The organism is Myroides sp. JBRI-B21084 (assembly GCF_030545015.1).
Classification (GTDB): domain Bacteria; phylum Bacteroidota; class Bacteroidia; order Flavobacteriales; family Flavobacteriaceae; genus Flavobacterium.
Genome location: NZ_CP120653.1, coordinates 1361648 through 1380236 on the forward strand (window position 1 = coordinate 1361648; position 18589 = coordinate 1380236).

Annotated in this window: 15 protein-coding genes; 1 reads left to right on the forward strand and 14 read right to left on the reverse strand. The window is 32.7% G+C overall.

The window, feature by feature from the left end; translation table 11 throughout:
- Window positions 1-51: 51 nt before the first annotated feature.
- The 7 genes from P3875_RS06605 to P3875_RS06635 form a co-directional block, all read right to left on the reverse strand.
- Window positions 52-735, reverse strand: coding sequence for a type 1 glutamine amidotransferase domain-containing protein (locus tag P3875_RS06605; RefSeq protein ID WP_303443167.1), 684 nt, complete (start codon window positions 733-735; stop codon window positions 52-54).
- Entirely contained in the window at window positions 732-1661 is a 930-nt protein-coding gene (locus tag P3875_RS06610; protein WP_303443168.1) for an NAD-dependent epimerase/dehydratase family protein, read from the reverse strand. The genes P3875_RS06605 and P3875_RS06610 overlap by 4 nt, the downstream gene beginning before the upstream one ends.
- A 563-nt stretch (window positions 1662-2224) precedes the next feature.
- Entirely contained in the window at window positions 2225-3787 is a 1563-nt protein-coding gene (locus P3875_RS06615; protein WP_303443169.1) for a rhomboid family intramembrane serine protease, read from the reverse strand.
- 282 nt (window positions 3788-4069) lie between these two features.
- Window positions 4070-4666, reverse strand: coding sequence for an alpha/beta fold hydrolase (locus P3875_RS06620; protein WP_303443170.1), 597 nt, complete (start codon window positions 4664-4666; stop codon window positions 4070-4072).
- A 326-nt stretch (window positions 4667-4992) separates the two neighbouring features.
- Entirely contained in the window at window positions 4993-5325 is a 333-nt protein-coding gene (locus P3875_RS06625; protein ID WP_303443171.1) for a hypothetical protein, read from the reverse strand.
- Window positions 5326-5503: 178 nt separating this feature from the next.
- Complete coding sequence (locus P3875_RS06630) at window positions 5504-6160, reverse strand: hypothetical protein (RefSeq protein ID WP_303443172.1); 657 nt, start codon at window positions 6158-6160, stop codon at window positions 5504-5506.
- Window positions 6161-6577: 417 nt separating this feature from the next.
- Window positions 6578-6904, reverse strand: a complete 327-nt coding sequence (locus P3875_RS06635) for a hypothetical protein (protein ID WP_303443173.1) — start codon at window positions 6902-6904, stop codon at window positions 6578-6580.
- A gap of 767 nt (window positions 6905-7671) precedes the next feature.
- Here P3875_RS06635 and P3875_RS06640 point away from each other — a divergent pair.
- Window positions 7672-8124: a hypothetical protein gene (locus tag P3875_RS06640; protein ID WP_303443174.1), complete on the forward strand. Its 453-nt coding sequence runs from the start codon at window positions 7672-7674 to the stop codon at window positions 8122-8124.
- Window positions 8125-8318: 194 nt separating this feature from the next.
- On the opposite strand, the gene P3875_RS06645 is transcribed toward P3875_RS06640, so the two are convergent.
- The 7 genes from P3875_RS06645 to P3875_RS06675 all read right to left on the reverse strand — a co-directional run bounded on the left by P3875_RS06645 (window position 8319) and on the right by P3875_RS06675 (window position 18463).
- On the reverse strand, window positions 8319-8867 hold the full coding sequence (locus P3875_RS06645; RefSeq protein WP_317622823.1) for a DinB family protein: 549 nt from the start codon (window positions 8865-8867) through the stop codon (window positions 8319-8321).
- Between the two features lie 186 nt (window positions 8868-9053).
- The gene (locus P3875_RS06650) at window positions 9054-10904 is read right to left on the reverse strand and encodes a HEAT repeat domain-containing protein (RefSeq protein WP_303443176.1); all 1851 of its coding nucleotides are present in this window, start codon (window positions 10902-10904) and stop codon (window positions 9054-9056) included.
- Window positions 10905-11245: 341 nt separating this feature from the next.
- Complete coding sequence (locus P3875_RS06655; RefSeq protein ID WP_303443177.1) at window positions 11246-11662, reverse strand: hypothetical protein; 417 nt, start codon at window positions 11660-11662, stop codon at window positions 11246-11248.
- Between the two features lie 175 nt (window positions 11663-11837).
- The gene (locus tag P3875_RS06660) at window positions 11838-15197 is read right to left on the reverse strand and encodes an ATP-binding protein (RefSeq protein WP_303443178.1); all 3360 of its coding nucleotides are present in this window, start codon (window positions 15195-15197) and stop codon (window positions 11838-11840) included.
- A gap of 176 nt (window positions 15198-15373) precedes the next feature.
- Complete coding sequence (locus P3875_RS06665; protein ID WP_303443179.1) at window positions 15374-16444, reverse strand: DNA polymerase beta superfamily protein; 1071 nt, start codon at window positions 16442-16444, stop codon at window positions 15374-15376.
- Between the two features lies 1 nt (window position 16445).
- Window positions 16446-17204 carry a nucleotidyltransferase domain-containing protein gene (locus tag P3875_RS06670; RefSeq protein ID WP_303443180.1) on the reverse strand — a complete coding sequence of 253 codons (759 nt, stop codon included), beginning with the start codon at window positions 17202-17204 and terminating at the stop codon, window positions 16446-16448.
- Between the two features lie 389 nt (window positions 17205-17593).
- Window positions 17594-18463, reverse strand: coding sequence for a leucine-rich repeat domain-containing protein (locus P3875_RS06675; RefSeq protein WP_303443181.1), 870 nt, complete (start codon window positions 18461-18463; stop codon window positions 17594-17596).
- Window positions 18464-18589 lie beyond the last annotated feature (126 nt).

The window sequence follows — 18589 nt, forward strand, 5'->3', positions numbered from 1 at the left end:
TAATCGCACACGCATTAGGGGCGGAGCTGTTTACTAGATTGTGTGGAACTTTTATTTTTTCATTTCTTCCATTACAACTTTCGCCATTTCTTTGGAACTGAAAGGGTTTTGTCCTGTTATTAAATTTCCGTCTACAACAACTTTTGAAGTCATAGGGATAAATGCTTTTGAATAGACAGATTCTCTTTCTTTCAACCCTTTTTCAAGATTGAATGGCACTTCTTTTTTTCTTCCTGCAATACTTTCCTCAAACCAGTTAAATCCTGTGATTTTTTTGTCTTTGATTAAGTATTCACCATTGGACAATTTTACGTTTAAAAGCCCCCCAACTCCATGACAAATTGCAGCTACTTTTTTTTCGTTTTCAAAATGTTCGCGAACAATTTTTTGTATTGTTGTATCCTCCGGAAAGTCGTACATTGTACCGTGTCCACCTGCAAGATAAACCAAGTCAAAAGTTTCATTCTCAACTTCTTTAAGCGTTTTACTGTGATTTAATACTTCCATAAAAGTAGAATCTTTATAATACGCTTTTGTTACTTTATCCAAAACCATTGGTTTTAAACTTTCGGGGTCAATTGGTATTGCTCCACCTTTTGGGCTTGCAATCATTATTTCATATCCCTGTTCTTTTGCTTTATCGTAAATATGAGTGAGTTCGCTCAACCAAAGTCCTGTCTCTAAACCACTTTCATAAGTAGCTATGCTTGTTACGATAATTAGTATTTTCATCATAAATTTTGTTCTTTTTTAATTTGGGTAATTCCGTTATCAAAGGTAGTTACTTTAAAATCGGGAAAACTCTTTTTGAATTTGTCAGATATAAAAATGTTGTCCTGATTGTAACGAGGCAAAAGTTCTAAAAGTTCTCTAAGTTTTTTATTGAAAAATCTACCAAATTTAAATTGCCACATTTTTACGATTGAATATTCAAATTTTTGCCCGTAAATATTGGAAGTTAAGTCAATCAATTCCTTATATGTAGGTCGGTTGTCATCACAGGGTAAATGCCAAGTTTGATTGTATGCGTTTGGAGTATTTCCGATTAAAGCCATTGCCCGACTTGCATCAGGTGTCCAAATTAAAGTCCGTTTAGTATTGGCTTTTATTGGCACTTTGATTTTCTTATTTAGCTGAATATTATCAAATATTAGCGTGTTAGTTATGCTTTGTGTTTTATTCGGTCCGTAAAATTCGGGGGCTCTACAAATAACGGCTACAATGGTTTTGTTGTATATTTCGTTTAGTAACATTTCCGCCATTTTTGCTCTAACTGTTGATTTTCTCCCAGTTGGTTTAAATGGACTTTCTTCTGTTTGCGGTTCACTTGTTTTGGCATACATATAGGTGTTGTCAAAGAACACCAATTTAGTTTGGTGTTTTTTACAAGCATTAATGGCATTTTTCATCATTGTTAGGAATTGGTCTTCCCACATTTGCGAGTTCATAGGTAATCCGACCGTTAAATACGCAATTTCACTTCCTTCAACTGCTTTCTCTGTGGCTTTTGCGTCCATTAAGTTTGAGGGAAAGAGTTGATCGGTTTCATGTATTTTTTTCGGATTTCTACTTACCAATCGAATATCTTTTGTATATTTTTGATACAATTCTTTGGCTAGTTCTTCAGCAATTTGTCCGTTTGCTCCGAGTATTGTTTGCATATTTTATTCTGTTATTTTTTTGCAGGTCGTTTCTTCATCTTGCTCACCACGTGATTGTATAAGATTAGTTGCGTGGTTTAAGTACGTAATTTAGCAAATAAAAAACGAATAGACAAACAGAGTGTTTTTTGTAAATAGATTTGAACTAGCAATTAATTATTTACAGTGTTGTGCGTTCGTTTTTTATTTTTCTCCAACCCAAATTTTACATTTTTGAATAAAATAAATATTTTCGTTATCTATTTCGATTAAGTTAATTTTTTCGGAAATAACTTTTCAACTTACACTGTTAGTGGGATTCTACCCATAAAAAAAGCAATAATTGTAAAATTACTGCTGGTATATTTTAAAGCTACACTTCGAAAACTCCATACTACATAAAGCTACTCCGGTGTGCCTGCCCTGAGTTTATAGAAGGGGTCAACGGGCTTTACTTCACTTGTTTATTATTTGTTTTGGCGTTAAGTGATTTTCAATTCATCTCGTGCCCTCCGGGCAAAACTACCCCAGGGCTCTGCCCCAAACAGAGCGAAGTTAAAGCTTAGTTATTACCAGCCGTTATTCTATTCTGTTGGTTCATTTTCTACTTGTTTTTTAAGCGTTGGATAAAGAATTAGTCCAACTACAAAACCACTTAAAAGTCCACCGATATGTGCTGCGTTGTCAATGCCACCATTTAAACCCATGAGTAAATTGTAGCCAATAAAAATCAGAGTGCTTGTAAAGAATGCTTTGCCGAAATCTGGAGGGAAAATTTTTGTCAAGAGTAACGCAAGGAATAATCCATAAAGGCCAAAAATAGCTCCTGATGCACCAACGCTTACTGTTGCATCATACCACCATAAACTTGCACAACTTGCTAATATTCCCATCAACAAATAGACTGTCAAATATTTTGTTCTGCCAAGCAAAGGCTCAAGGAAAATACCAACAAATAAAAGTCCATACATATTTGCTATGAGGTGTATTAGTCCACCATGTAGAAATGTGCTTGTTAATAGTCGCCACCATTCTCCATTTGTTGTTGAAGGTCTAAAGTTAGCACCCCAAGCAAGTAAGTCTTGTCCCTTGAATGAAAAAAAACCAAGACCTGTAAACACCATAATCATAAAAATTAGAATGTTTAGATAAATTATGATTGGTGTTATAAAATATCCTTCATTTGGTTTTAAGAAGTCTATAAATTCCTTTACTTCGTTGTCATTCGAAGGTTTTCCACTTTCAAATCGGTTAAGTTCACTCTCATCAAGTTTCGGAATAAGCAACATTATTAACCAAATGCCGCCTGTAATTCCGAATGATCCAAATATCCAAGCAAAAGTATTTCCATTCCTATTTTCAAATGGTTCATTTACTGCAAGGAAAACAGAAGTATTATTTGAATTGTATTTTGGACTTTTTTTAACTGCTTCTTTAAAACCATCACCATCGCCTGTGTTTCCTACTCTGTCAAGATAGACAAACTTATTAACATCTTTATTGTCAAAGTCCTTTTGACTTTCGTTTGCAAATGCTTGATATTTTTCTTCTTTTTCTTTGTATTCAAGTCTATTGCTAATTTGCTCGGAATATTCAACACCTAACCAAGCTAAGCAGTTTGAATTTGTAGTATCGGCTTCACTTCCAAGTATTGGCAAAACGACATAAAGGTGCATGTTGAAATTCTCATTATGTTTTCCACTGACGTCAAAAGATGAATGAACACCAATGTTTGTTTTGTCGATGTAGAAACTTTTAACCGTGTAGTATTTAGTCTGTTCTCCTTTGTCAATTTCGTTTATTGTTTCAAGCTTTGTCAATGTTCCTGATGCTTTTTCGATGTATCCTTGTGCAACGATTGTTGGAATAGCCATTGCCAATGCAGCAATGAACTGATATAAAAAAGGCAAGTTACCATTACCACTTGTTAACTTTAATAGTTTAATTCTTGGTCTAAGCCAAAGTAAGACAGGTATCCAAGGCAGTCCAAATGGCAACCAAAAATTCACAATGTCTTCTTTAATTGAAAACGTATTTGTCTTAATGAAAAGTAGCCAATTTAAAAAAGAGTAAAGCACAATAAATGAAATTGTCATTACTAAAAATGGCAAGTAAATAAGTCTAAGTTTCTTTGTAATTGTCTGCATATTTTGTGTATGAGTCGTTTATTATAATGGCTGGTAATGGGTCGGCGGCTTTGAGTTCGGACGGGTTTTGGAGCAAAAAAGCCAATTTTATTACTAGAGTTCAATTGAAAAACTGTCGTTGAGTTTTGCACTTCAGCCCGCCTGACGCAAAACCCTTGTTAGCAGCCGGCATTTATATGTAATGTTGTTTCAAGATTGTTTTATATTCTGTCGGATTATGTAACCAAGGAATGTGTCCACAGTTTTTTATTGTCCATACCTTTGCTGTTGGGTAACGATTTATTACAAAGTCTTTTTATAAGCATTATCCCTTCCTAAAATTCCTAAAAGATTGTTCATTCCCATTTTTGACCATTGCCAAGTTGTACATTTAGATTTATTGAGTTGCATTACTTCTTTTTCTGTTTGTTTCCACTCAATATTTGTACCTGAACCTGGACAACATAAAAACAAACTCAATAAATTTTCTGAATGTTTGTTGGCATAAATTTGTGCATAAAGACCACCCCAAGAATGTCCCCATAAATGAAATTTTGTAATTCCATAAAACTTTGCTACACTATCTATATCACTTAAATAAGCATTCATTGAATAATCATTGCTTGGACAGGGTGATTTTTTAGTTCCTCTTTGGTGAAAAGTAATAACTTGAAAACTATCTTTCAAAATCTCTAATACTTCCATTAAATCACTTGGAAATCCGGGTCCACCGTGAAGTAAAATAATGGTTTCCTTATTGGCATTTGGATAAATTGTTGAGTAAAGTTTGCCACCATTATTGTCAATTAAATTTGTCATTGCTTGTTTTTTTAGTTCGTTTGTTTGTGCAATTACATTCAAATTGCTGAATGCTAATAGCAGAAAAAATAATTGCTTCATTTTTTAAACTGATTATGTTTATTAATGAGGCAAATTTGAAACTAAAAAAATGAGCAACTGTTAACATTTGATAAAATCATTCATTTCTTACTTAATTCATTTCTTAATCGACTAAATGATACATTGGTAATCCCTAAATAAGACGAAATAATATTATGCGGAACTAAATTTTCAAGGTTTGAAAATTGTTTTCTTAAAGAAAGTAGTCGTTCTTTTGCATTGTAGGAACGAAAAACAACTTCATTAAAATAAGTTTGTGCAAGTTCTTTCTCTAAAATTTGTTGTCCAAACTCGTGAAATTCTTTGTTGTTGTATCTTAAATTGTCTTATTCATTTACAGGAATTTCTACAATTACTGTGTCTGTTAAAGTTTGCAAGCTAAAAATATTTTTCCCTTTATTAGTTCTCGCAAAGTGTGGTGTAATTACTGATTTTGGCATATAAAAACCTGTTGTTACAATTTCGCCTTTGTCAGAAATATTGTATCTATGTAAAACGCCTGAAATTAATAAATATTCAAGTTCGTTTTTCTTTCCCTCTGCAAAAATCTCTTTGGATTTTGAATATTCTTTAAGACTTGCTTTGTCCTTAAATAATTGTCTTGAAAATGTAGAGGTTATTCCAAAGTCGTTTAATATGTTGTCTAAAATTTCAGCCATTTGTTTGTCTATTGGGTCGTCTTTGCCTTGCCGCTAACGGTTTTCGGCTTGGCGATGTGGCGGATTTTTAGCACAAACGTTCAATAGAATTACTGCTGTTGAACCTTGCACAAGTGTTTCATAGTAGCACTTCAGCAGCCATATTGCCAAACCGATGTTAGCTGTTCGGGCATTTTTATTAAGGGTATTCAAATCCAAATTCATAATATATTAGTTTGTCTTTACAGAAAGTATATGTCGCATAATAAACAGGCATATTGTTATTTTCTAAAATTTTAGTTTTAGTGTCTTTGGGGTTTTCAAATCTGTAATAAAGTTCAATACAGTTTTCGGTGCTGTCTACTACGGCATAGCAATTACCAAGTTTTTCAACAAGTTGTTTCTTTGTCAGTCCAAGTTTAATACCTTTTTCAGTTTGAAAATTCTCAACCTTAAGTTGTTTGTAACCGTGGTCAGCTTTGTCGGAATATGAAACGCTAAAAACCGAAAATTGATTTTTTCCGTCACCTGGATGTTGTGTCAATGTTAGTGTTTCTGAGTCCAATAGTGAATAAAAATGATATTGTTCTTTTTCGTCAATTTTGTTGTCTGTCCCAATAACATTGTCAGCACTTTTTGAATTTCTCAATGTTATTCCGTTTAGTGAAGTGTCGGGCTCGGAAAAATCGCAATTATTTTTATTGAGTTTTTGAATTGCTTCGCCTAATAATCTTTCGTGTTTGTCGGGTTCAGGTACAAGTTCAAGTCTTTCATTTTTATCAACAGGTTTTGTCTGCGAATTATTGCAGTTTGTCAGAAGTGTAGAAATTAATAAAAGTGTTAAAATATTTCTCATACTTGTCATTTGGGTGGTGTCTGTTTGCCTGACAGCTAACGGGGCGGCGGCTTTGCGAAGTTCTTTTTCCGAGCAAGCTCGGAGAAAGGATTTAGCAAAATCGCATGATGTGCGAAGTTCGCGAAGCGACAAGCGCATCGTGCGGTGTAGGCGCCGCCCCGATGTGGCGAAAGGAGCGTAAGCGGATTTCGCCACATCGTTCCGCGGCTTGGCGCAGTAGCGGCTAATTTACAAAAAAAGTTCTTATGAAAACTGCGAGTTGAAAATCCAGCGGATTTTCAACCGAAGTAGAGTAGAAGCTATTGCGCCAAACCGCTGTTAGCAGTAGTTTTTATATATCTGTATTTGTGTCCAAAAATATTACTCAATCCTTTTCTAAATGATTTATCGAAAATTCTTCTTTTTATTTTTCCGTTCTTATATAATGAAAATTTCATCATTTCTAATTTTAAATACATTATTAGCTATTGATCCAGGTGTTAACTTAGGATTTAGCTTAATCGCATTTTCATATAATTCTTTTTCAGCTAAGAAAATATAATTATCAATTATTTCATATTTACCAGATGTTTCAAAATATAAATCATACTCATTTATTAGTTTGTATGTACCATCATCAAATAAAATCAAGCTTTCATACAATAATCCACGAACAACCATTTTATATTCGGCTTTTATTTCTTGCGAATAAGTAGATAATGTAAAAAGTACAAATGTTATTAAATAAATAAATTTCTTTTGCATCTAGATAGGTAAAATTACTGCTAACGAGAAACGGCTTGGTGCTGTGCGGGCAACTTTGACGAGATTTTCAAAGGAAAACCGAACAAAGCAAAAAACCATTTTCTTTTAGCTAAACTACAAAAATTTCGCAAAAAAAATGGTTTTTTTTGCGAATTTTCGAGACTGAATTTTCCTAGACAGACTTCAACCCCGCATTGCACCAAACCGATGTTATCTGTAGCCGTAGTTTTCAAGTTTGTTTTATTTAACACTTTATTTTCAAGAACAAATTCGTGGTTTTTTCAGTTAAGCACCATTTTTATCGCTAAAATTCAAAAATTTTTTCGAGACGAATTATTCCGCCAATTTTTCGACTCAATTTTTTTCAGTTTCGTTATTTTCTCCGCTTCTATTTTTCAAAACGTTCATTTTCAGAAAAGTTTTGTGTTAAACAACAGATTTTTTCTGACATTTTTTTGGAAAATCAAAGCGTTGGAATTGGAGCTGGAAATATCGTTATTTGGAATCGTGTTTGGCGATTTTCATTCAGTTTTTCAAGTCAAATTCGTTCAGTTTTATTCAGTCCGATAGAAAATGAATTCAAACCTTGTTTTCAACGCTGTTTGGTTTGGATTCAGTTTCTTTTACGATTCAAAAATGTTCAATTTCAGTTCGTCAAATTGTGCGGAAAAATGGTCAAATACGGTTACAGATAACGTCCTCAGGCTTTGTGTCTGTTGCGTAAAAATAAACTAAAACTTTAAATTAAACACTAAAAATAAAAGATTATGACTGAACATTTAGAAAACACCGAGCCAAGCAATAGCACAAAACCTGTGTTAACCACAGTGTTTTTAGCACCTTATTTGCCTTATGGTTTAAAAGGAAATTATTTACTATCCGATGTAGTTCCTGAAACAAAACATGAGTTAAGAGATAAGTTATTAACTACTGATAATTTTGATTTTTTCTTAAAATATGCTAAACCAATTTTAAGACCAATACAGGAAGTTGAGCAATATTTTGAAAGATTATACGGAAGTTTAGAGCATCAAGACGTTACAGATTATTTTGATGCTGATTTTTTAGAAAGCCACGATAATATTGAAATTGAGGAAATACAATTATTAGAAGCTGAACAATTACCATACGGAACTTTAAAAGTTTTACTTAAACACCATTTTGATGTTTTTGATTTAATCTCAAAAGGTTTAGCTATTTCTATACACGATGTTGAGTAACATTGTGGTTAACGAAAAAGTATTGGCTGAAGTGCGGGCTAAATTGGACTGAAAAGTTCAATTTCGACCAAACAAAGCCGATATTTTTTCGGTGAGACTAAATTAGTTAAAAAAGTTGAACTGAAAAATAGCGGCGACTAAAAATGTAGAGTAGGACAACCAAGACTTTCACCCCGCATTTCGCCAATATCCTGTTATCTGTAGGCGTGTTTTTCGATTCTTTCAATTTGTTTTAAATGTCTGAAAGTGTGATTATTCAAGAATCTAAAAGTATCACCAAGTCTTAACTTAATTAAATTTGAGATTGATATTTTAGTTTTTGTCTTTGTCAGATTTACATTTTTCGCTTTTTTCAGTAATTCAATAAATTTAGTTTGTTGAGAAACAAAAGTTTCAATCGTTTCCTTATTCAAAGTTGAGTTAATAGGATTTTTGTCATTTGCAGTCTTCATCTTATTCATTTTCTCTTTCGGCAACATACTTTTTGCAAAATAATTTCCTAAAATTCCGCTTTTAAATTCATTTTCTGCAACAAATTTTGAATTATTTATTGTTTTTTCAATTTCGGGTAAGTAAAAATTTCCGTAAAGATTTAAATGTTCAAGACATTCAAAAATACTCCAAGATTCAGAATTTTCTTTCCAATTTAGTTCAGATTCAGTTTTAGAAAATAATTTTTCGACAGTTGCGATATGAGAGTTTGTTTCTTCAATAATTTCGTCAAGTAATTTATTTGCATTCATTTGCATTCAATTATTTACGCAGAGTTTTGAGACGCTTACAGATAACGGTTTACGTATTGGCGATGGTGGGGCATTTGAAAGACGTCAGCCCAATATTTGCAGAAATGCCCAATAGAATTACAAGTGTTGAGTTTACAACTGTCAGCCCCACTATTGCCAATACGATGTTATAGCCAGTGCTTTCTGTCATTTGTTTAAACTTGTCTTGATTTCGTCAATAGCTTCTCTTACTCTTTTTTGATAATAGTCGTCAATTATAAAATTGTTGTTCAACAGTCCTTGAAGAAATATAAAGTCAGATGGATTTGGAACTGCTTTAGCATAACTTAAAAAATTGTAAATCGGTGTCGAAGAAATGCTTTTGTCAAATCTGTCTTGCTTTTCTATATGATACCAACCATTTTCGTATCTCAAAAAAATACCTTCTTTATTTAAGTTCAGTTCGTTTGAAATTATTTCTTGATGCTCATTCCCCTTTTCTGTGGTAGGTATGGAAACTTCTATCAAATATTTTGCAATGGGTTTATTTCCTTTTTCTATATCGGCTGTATTTTTAATGTATGCAATACAGTAATTCAGTTTATATCCTTTCTTTTCAAGGCTATTTGCGAAAACGGTCTTGATGGAATCTTCTAATTGCTTTTTGACTTCAAATAGTTTGGGATTTTTTCCGAAATCTTCGTTAAGTCCAAACCAGTCGTAGATTGATTTATAAATTAGTGGTCTGGCTTCTTTTACTTTTAGGTCAGTAAAAGTCTCTATATATTTTCGCGTCCAGTATTTTTGTTTACTGCTTTCTAGGGTGTCTTTGTATGTAAAAAAATGTTTGTAGTCCAACAAAAGGAAAGCAACTGTAGCACTATCATTGAAATGTCCAATACCACAGCAAGTTGAAATCGCATATTCGTAGTTAGGGTGTCTGTTTCGGTCGCAAGTAGAAATGAAGTTTTTGAAACTGGGCAAACACTCAACTAAACTGTCTTCGGCAATCATCATTGATATTTCAAAAATCAAGTCGTGAGTTTTTTTGTCTAAATGATTGTTTATGTAGGGTATATATTCCTTACTTCCGATATTTTTCAATGCTTCAATTACTAATTTAAAAAGGTCGTCATTGTCAGTGTCAAGAAGTAATAGTAAATCGGGAATAGCTGGTTTGTATTTTAATTCACCAAGTGTCTTTATGATTTCAACTTTGCCTCCGTCAATTCTATTCATTACAGGGTCCATAATATTTGACGGGCCAAAATTAGCATCACTTGAGGTTTTTAGATGCTTCAAAAGAATAGGCGCTACAATTTCTGCTTGTTCGTTTTTTAGTTGTCTAACTACTTCGCCTTGTACAATGCTATGCTTGTCGCCAAGCAAAGCAATCAAAATATTTCTTGATTCTACTGATTTGATATGGCCCATTAATTGAGCTAATGCATATTTTGAAGATGGGTTATTAACCTTTACATAGTTTTCAAAAATATTATCATATTGATTGTAACCGAGCAAAGACAGCTTCATCAAATTTTGAGAATTCAAATCACTTTCCGTTGCAGGTTTTATATTTGATATTAGATTATTACAAAAATCAGCTGTTTTAGATTTATTGTAATATGCAATTAGGAAACTTTCAAATTCACTTAATGAATAATAATTCTGTTTGCCATAAAATGAGGTCTGAACTAAGTCATATTGAACCGTCTTACCTTTTATCTTCAGGTCTCCAGAGGTTGGTGACCAAACATAATATGCTTTGTTATTTTTATAAGCCTCAACGTATTCTTTGAGTTCTGGTTTTGTTTTTAATTCTTCATTCCAATATTCAATTCTTTTTTCATCAGGCTGATTAAAGTTTAGAAAAACAAGATACTTGTCTCCTTTGCTCATTTTGTCGATTGGACCATAACGATTGCTGAAACCTGAAATATAAATCTCGTCACCTGTTTTTAGTTGCCCTTTATAAATAGTCAAAATTTTTGCGCTTGCTCTAAAGTCGCCTTTGCTTGTGTATTGGATTAAGGCAATTACGTCTGAACTGTCTAACATTCTTTTCCAGGTCGGGTCAACCCATGAGTCGGCTTTTGTCTGAAGCGCAAAAGTCAAGCAGGTAATTGTCAGTAATATTTTAATGTATCGTGTCATTCTTAGCATTGGCTATAACGAAAAAGTATTGGCTGAAGTGCGGGCTAAATTGGACTGCAAAGTTCAATTTCGACCAAACGGAAGCCGATATTTTTTCGGTGAGACTAAGTTAGATAAAAAAGTTGAAACGAAAAATAGCGGCGACTAAAAAAGTAGAGTAGAACAACCAAGACATTCACCCCGCATTTCGCCAATACGCTGTTAGCTGTAGTCTTTTTTTATTCTCATTTATATTAATCGCTGTATCAATTCCTTTTGAAATTTTGATATTTTTTGGCGACAATTTTTGAAGAAATTCTGATAAACATTGTAACAATTGTCCATACAGATAATGCAATTAATATTAAAAATAAATCAACATTGGTATATTTGAAGTCCAAAAGTTCTTTTATTTCTAATCCAAAGAAAATATCAATTATAAAATAAATAATAAAAAAAATTGAAATTGCTTTTGTAAGAGTTATTTTACGTTTTTTATTAATAACTAAAATTATTATCAATGATAATATAAAGGTAATTAATGAAGCTACCAAAACTCCAATTGGAGCCATTCCAATAACACCTCCTGGTAAATTTGTTGATTTAATATACTGGACGAAAATTGTAAAGTTTAAGAATCCCGCAAAAAGCATAATTCCAATTATTTTCGATATATAATTCAATGTTTAAGCGTTTTTTTTAAGATTACAGCTAACGTTTTGCCGCTTTGCGAAGGCGGGGATTTTCAGCACTAAACTTCATTAGATGCACAAAGCTTGAATTTAGCACTTCACTGTCATAGAAGCACGCCCCCCCCCCGCTTTTGCAAAACGTCTGTTGGCGGTATGTGCTTCTTTTTCAGATAGTTGTTGTCCCATTGTTTGTTTCTGTTAAAACGGTGAAATATGTTCTTACAAATGATTCAATATCTGTTTGTACTGAACTCCAAACAGCAGAGCTTACTCTAAATCTTATATTTTGGTCTTCAATTGATACAGATATTCCATCTTGACCGTTGTTAAGATTATTTTTTTTGATTTCAACGTCATTGAAATCACTAAACACAGTGTCAATTTTATGACCAATGTTACTTATAACTTTTGCATATCGTCTAAGATATTCAATGTCTGGTTCTGTCCCGTCCAATGGCACAACTACTAAAGAATAATTGTCTTTTTGTTCAGTTGCTGTTTTTGCTTGTAAGGGCGTCATAGAAGCGTGTTCCTTGCCTGTTGCCTTTAACTCAACAAGCCAATTATTTATTCTAAATCCTTCACGTTGATTTTCGCTATTAACTAAGTCAGATGATTCTTCAGTTAATATATAATCACTTCCAAAAGGTTCTCTATGAATATTTATTATGACACCACTTTCTCTAAGTTGCTCAATATATTCTTTAAACAAATCTTCAATAAGCTTTCCTATTGTTTGATTGCGACTAATGAGTTTCCGCTCATTTAATCTTTTTTCATATTCCTTTCTTATGTTGGGGTCATTAAATATTTCTTGAACAAGTTCTGGGTCAGCATCACTTGTAATCATATTCGTTATAGCCTTGTCCCAACTTAATCTAAGTTCGTCCGTTGGCAGGGTGTTTCTAATTAGGTCAGATACACCCACACCAAGTTTGTTTAAAAAATTTTGTTGTCTTGAACCTCGAATAGTTTTTACTAAAGTCTCATCTCCTTTGAGTATTTCGGAAAGATTTTTTGATGAAGGAGTTTCACTTACAAATTTCGTTTCAGAACCTTCACTTTCGGTTTTTACATTTACCCAATTGAGACGTTTAGCACGATAAACCCAAAGACACTCTCTAAATTGTATTGGATTTTCTATTCCTTCGATTGTTACTTCTTGAATATCTGAATCAAACAAAGTGTCTTTTTCTACAGCTTCTGATAGAAGAAATTTCAATCTTTCTAAACTTGACTTTTGTGTTGTATTTCTTCCGTAAATATGTCCGTCTGATGCGGTCAAATATGCAAAGTCAGAATAGGTTATTTTGAATTTATACTTAAGTTGCCCATCTGAATCTCTTAATAAATTAAGGTCTGATTCTTTGATTATTAAATGTTCTAATAATTTTATGGTTGCCGTTTCAGTTTTGATTACTAAAGGGTTTAAATGAATAAATCCGTTTACATTTAAAAAGTTGTAATCTGCTTCTTCTAAATATTTATTATAAATTTTATTGAGGCAATCCTTGTCTCTGACTATACTGGAATAGAGCGGAAAGTTTGATTCAAAATATGGTTTAGGAGTTAGTAAAAGGTGTTCAGATTTCGGAAAATGGTCATAAACGAAACTTTCGTCAACCTTTTTACTTTCTCCGGTTAAAATCTTCAAGTCTTTAATTACTTCTTTTTGGTCTTTAGATATGAGCCATTTTAAAAACCTTGCACTACACTCTTGATTTGAGTTGTAAGTGAAGTCTGATTCATCAAGTTCATTCAAATTTGTCTTTAAGTCATTAATAGCATTTTGTAAAGTGTAATTTTCAACTCCATTGATTTGCAAAACATTTATTTCTCTTGAAAAAAGCTTATCGGCAAAATTCAATTCTATTAAGTCGGAAATTGAAATCAACTCATCATCATTGCATTTATCCCAACAAATGCCATCTGCAACTCTAAAATTATTTCTTTGGTTGACACAAATCTTTATATCTAATGGGAAATGTCCTTTTATCTTAATGATAAGAGAGTAAAGACTATTCAACCAAGAATTTTTATTTGCAGTAATAGAGCTTTCTAATTCTTCAAGTGATTCTTTACGTTCAATGAATTTTATTAAGTCACTTACTCCCCAAACGAAATTTAAGTCATAAGTTTTTTCAATCTGAGGTTTAAGTAGTGTAATGCTTTCTGATATATTAACCCATTTCAATAATTCTGATGAGATAGGAACTTTTATGCTTTTTACCATAGAAAGGAGTTCCCATAGTTCTCTAGTGTTGCTTTCTTTTTCAGTGAAAGGAATTATTAATTCGTTTAAAGATGCGAATCCATTTTCATCACTGTGATAATTAATAATTTCTTTAGAAGCAAGCAAATCAATTGTTGATGATTTAATGGCTGTAAACCAATCTTGGTCTACCCATTTAAGGTCTTTGGAAATCTTGAAATCAAACAATTCGTAGATGCCTGCTATTTTTTTGGTTTTGAATAATTCTGCGAAAGCTTGTAAGCTATTAGTTAATGCGTTATTAATTATCTCTTTATTGTGTGATTCGTTACCGCCATCTGCTACCTTTTTTAAATAAATTCCATCACGTTCTACTCTTGGGTCAAACTGCGTTGAATTTATTATTATTGGTATTCCAATTTCTTCAGTTCCAATTAAAGGAAATGTGTAATAAAGTCTTGGATAATTTCTCGTTAAAGGAAAAATCTCTTCACTGCCGTTCGTTTCTTGGGTTATTATACAGGCATCAAATTTCTCATCTTTTTGAATGTAAGCTTTTAGACAGGTATTATCAGAACCATCAATCAGCGTTGTGATTTCCCATTCGTTAATTGAACCTAATTCGTGGGTATTGATTAAGGTCTTTGAAAATGTCTTTGATGAACCGTTTTCAACTACAATGACTGATTCAATTTGCTCATTAAATAATTGAGTTATAGGAATTAATTCGTCCAAGCATTGCAATCCAACTTTGGCTGTTGCTTTTCCTTTTTCACCTAAGCTATATGAAAATTTTGTTTGAAATTCATTGTCTCCCAAATAGCTTTCTTCCCTAATGGATTCATCAAACTCTTTGTTAGACTCTTGCTGTAACTTAAAAAAGTGTTCATTGTCGGTTGCATTTCTGTTTAGTAAAAAGTGAAAACAACCTTGATTATTGTTGAGTTTTCCAGTAATATAAACTTCTTTTGAAAGAAGGTAAGTTGTCATAAAGCCAGTTCCAAATCTGCCTGTCTTACCTTCTTTATTGTTTTTTGATGAACCTTGAATAATTAAGCTAAGAATATCATCTAACTCAAATGGGTATCCTGTATGTGAAAATGAAATTTCGTTTTCAGAAATTTCGATTTTCACCTTTATACTTTGGTTTTCTTCTACAGAGTCTTTTGCATTTTGAAGTAATTCCCAAAACCAACGCTTTTCATAATCTTCTCTTTCATTTTCTCTGGCCACAATATCTCTATACACACTATCAGCGTGTCGAACTTCTGCTATATGTTGACGTCTTTGTTGTATTTGTTCTTTTTGAATCATTGTTGTCAAAATGAATGATTATTATTGTTAAGCAGGGTCTTGTTAGCATTACCGCCAACGGGGCGGCTTTGCGAAGTTGGGGATTTAAAAGGATAAAGTTTCAATTTAGCACAAATGCTTAATAGAAACACAAATGTTGAAGTTGACACTTCAGCCCCAATTTCGCAAAACCGTTGTTAGCCGTTCGGTGTTTTTTCGTTATAAAATTTATCTCTCAATTTGTATGTTAATTCGTTTATATATTCACGATTAGGAGTTTCAGGTAGACTAGAAATTTCAAAAGCATTTTCCATTTCAAGTTGAAGTTTGTCTGCCATACTTAACAATTCTTCGTATTCGTATTTTCCAGATTTGACTTCTAACAAAAAATCTCTGTTAGGTCTTTTTACATTTATTTTATTTTCAGTTCCAATTTCACAAGCCATTTCTAATAATCTAAAAACGTGCATCATATTCTTCGCATCGTAATTTTTGCCGTGATTTTGTGTATTTTCATAGCGTTCTTCATTTCGCTTCTCTACCCATTGCCAATATTCTCTATATTCTTTGCAATATGTTGAGTAACCATCTCTATTGAAATATAATAAAGCTTCTTGTTCTATTTCTTTGGGAATAGAACTCAAACAAACATCGTTGGCTTCATCGCTTCGTATTATTCCATTAAAATTTGCTGTTTCATTGTAAAACAAACCATACATATCTTTCATATGTGGAATATTTATGAGTCCGCAATTTTCTTGTTTCCATTGTTTAATTTCTAAAAATTTCAAAAGAGGAATTGCTCCTTGTCCATAATTCACATAACAATAAGACAAAACACTATTTCGTTCTTTGCTCATTGGATTTACAATTTTCTTTTTCAATCCTTTGGCTTTTTTTATTTGAGAATATGCGAATTTTCCGAAAGTGTCTTTGCAAAGTTTTGATAAAATTTTTTCTGTTTTAATTTCTTCTAAAAATGGGTGTTTATAGATTATTGCATTTTCGGGTGTGTTTAAAAGTTCTAGAATATTTGGATTGTTGTAAGAAAGCAATTCCATAAAACGTCCTAATTCATAAAAAACTTCATCGTTGGTTTCGTTATTCACTTGCTCAATATAGTTTAATCCATAATATTCACTTTTAGGTAGAATAAAAACACCTTTTAAGTCTGTGTCAGAAGTAGGAGTGTCCAATCCATAAGCTTTACTTCCGCTTATACATTCTAAAATAATTAAACCCTTTTTTCGTAAATCTTCAATTGTCATTTCAATGCAAATTCTTAATAAAAAATGAATTTAAATCTTCAATTTTACCTTTGGAAGAAGGTAATGTATTTGCCACTTTTTCAGCATCTTGAATACACTTTTCTATTAAATTGTTGATTGCAGTTTCTTCACTATGAAGATAGTCTTCATTTTTTGTTGCTTTCAAATCAATCAATTCATATATTCTTTGTCTTACATTTTCTTCTATTTCCAATTCTTTGAGCATTTTTTGAAATACAATCGGTGGAATTTCTTCTTTATCTATAATCCACTTACAAGCAATTGCAGTTCTTAATGCGTAAAACAATTTTTTGAGTTTTACAGTTGGATTGTCTTTCACTTCTGAATACATTTTTTTAGACATACTCAAATAATGGTGCATAGTTGCAATTTTTGAGTAAGAATGTTGAGCCAAATCATTAATTCCATCCAAAAATTCGGTGTCAGAAATGTAAATAATTGGTGATTGAATTCTTTCCAATAAAGGTGGATTTGATTTCCAAAGAAGATTTAAAGATTTTTTCAAATCCCAACCCGACAAATCGAACTCGTTGTTTTCGTACATTTTTTCAATGGTATCTTTTTGTTCATTTAAACTTAAATACCAATTTTTTTTATGTCGATAAATAAAACGTACATCATAATCGCTGTCGGGCGAAGGAAAACCCCAAGCTCTTGAACCTGTCTCACAAGCTAATAAAATTTCAATTTCTTTTTCTTCTTGAACTTGTTGTAAATATTGTAAAATTTTGTCTTTCATTTGTCGGTAGTTTCTTGGTACGTGCGGTTTTTTACACTGACGGCTAACGGGGCGGCGGCTTTGCGAAGTTCTTTTTCCGAGCAAGCTCGGAGAAAGAATTTAGCAAAATCGCATGATGTGCGAAGTTCGCGAAGCGACAAGCGCATCGTGCGGTGTAGGCGCCGCCCCGATGTGGCGAAAGGAGCGTAAGCGGATTTCGCCACATCGGTCCGCGTATATGTGTCAGGAGCGGAAAAGGAAGCCGAAACTTTCAATTTTGCGCTGACGTGAGCAAAACCGTTTTTTTATTTGCTAATTTACATTTTTTATGCCAATAAAAAATGGTTTTTGCGACATTGAAAACCTAAACTTCGATTTAGCTCTTAACCCGCTCTTGCACATATACGATGTTAGCCACAGTAGCTTTTGATTATTATTTCTGATTCATTTTTCATCCTCTCAAATGTCGCAATAAATTCGTCACAACGTTCTTTCACGATAGGGCTATTCTTTTTTACATATCCTGCTCTTTTACCTAAAAATTCAAAATTGTCGTGATAGTCCCAACATAAATCCCAATTACATCCTTCAACATTTGGGACTGCAACTTTTAAAAACGCATATTCATTTGTCTTGAATGTTGCTCGTCCAATTTTTATTTTCTTGAGTTTCTTCAAATGTAAAATGGGTAAAAACGCTGGATATTTTGATTTATTGATAATAAAACCTAAAGAGAACACTTCAAGATTTGGAAGTCCTTTTAAAAACTCAAAATTTTCAATTGGCTGATTCCAATCAAGTGTTCCGTCAATATGTATATATCGTAAACTATCAAGCCCTCGAAGTCCCTCAAAATTTGAAACTCTACGTAGATTTTCAAAATGTAACGATTTTAGCTTTTTCAATTTGAGTAATGGTGTCAAGTCTGAAAAGCCTGACACATACTCAAGAATTAGTTCTTCTACATTGTAAAGATTGCCAATAAATTCGATGTCTGTCGCTCTAAAAAATGTTACTCGAAGTCTTTTGAGTTGTGTCAATTTAGTAATTGCTTGAACCTGTTCTTTGCTTGGGTCGTGAAGTGTCAGCTCTTCAAGATTTGGACAGTCAAAAACTTGTTCCCAATGTTCTTTGTCCTGATGTTTGCTTATTGTCAGGATTTTTACTTCGATTTTGTTTTCAATTTTAAAGTCAGCAATGAAAGCAAATCTTTCTCTGTTTGGAATTGATGTCCAATAGTCACCTGTCCTGTCTAAAAAATCTCCAAAGTGATGTTTCATTGTCTGTGTAGTGTCGCTTTGCTATTGTGGCTAACGTTTTCGGGCTTTGTGTTCGGGCGGGCAATCGAAGCACAAATGTTCAATTTATTACTAAAGGTTCATAGAAGCACAAAGCTCCAAGTTTGC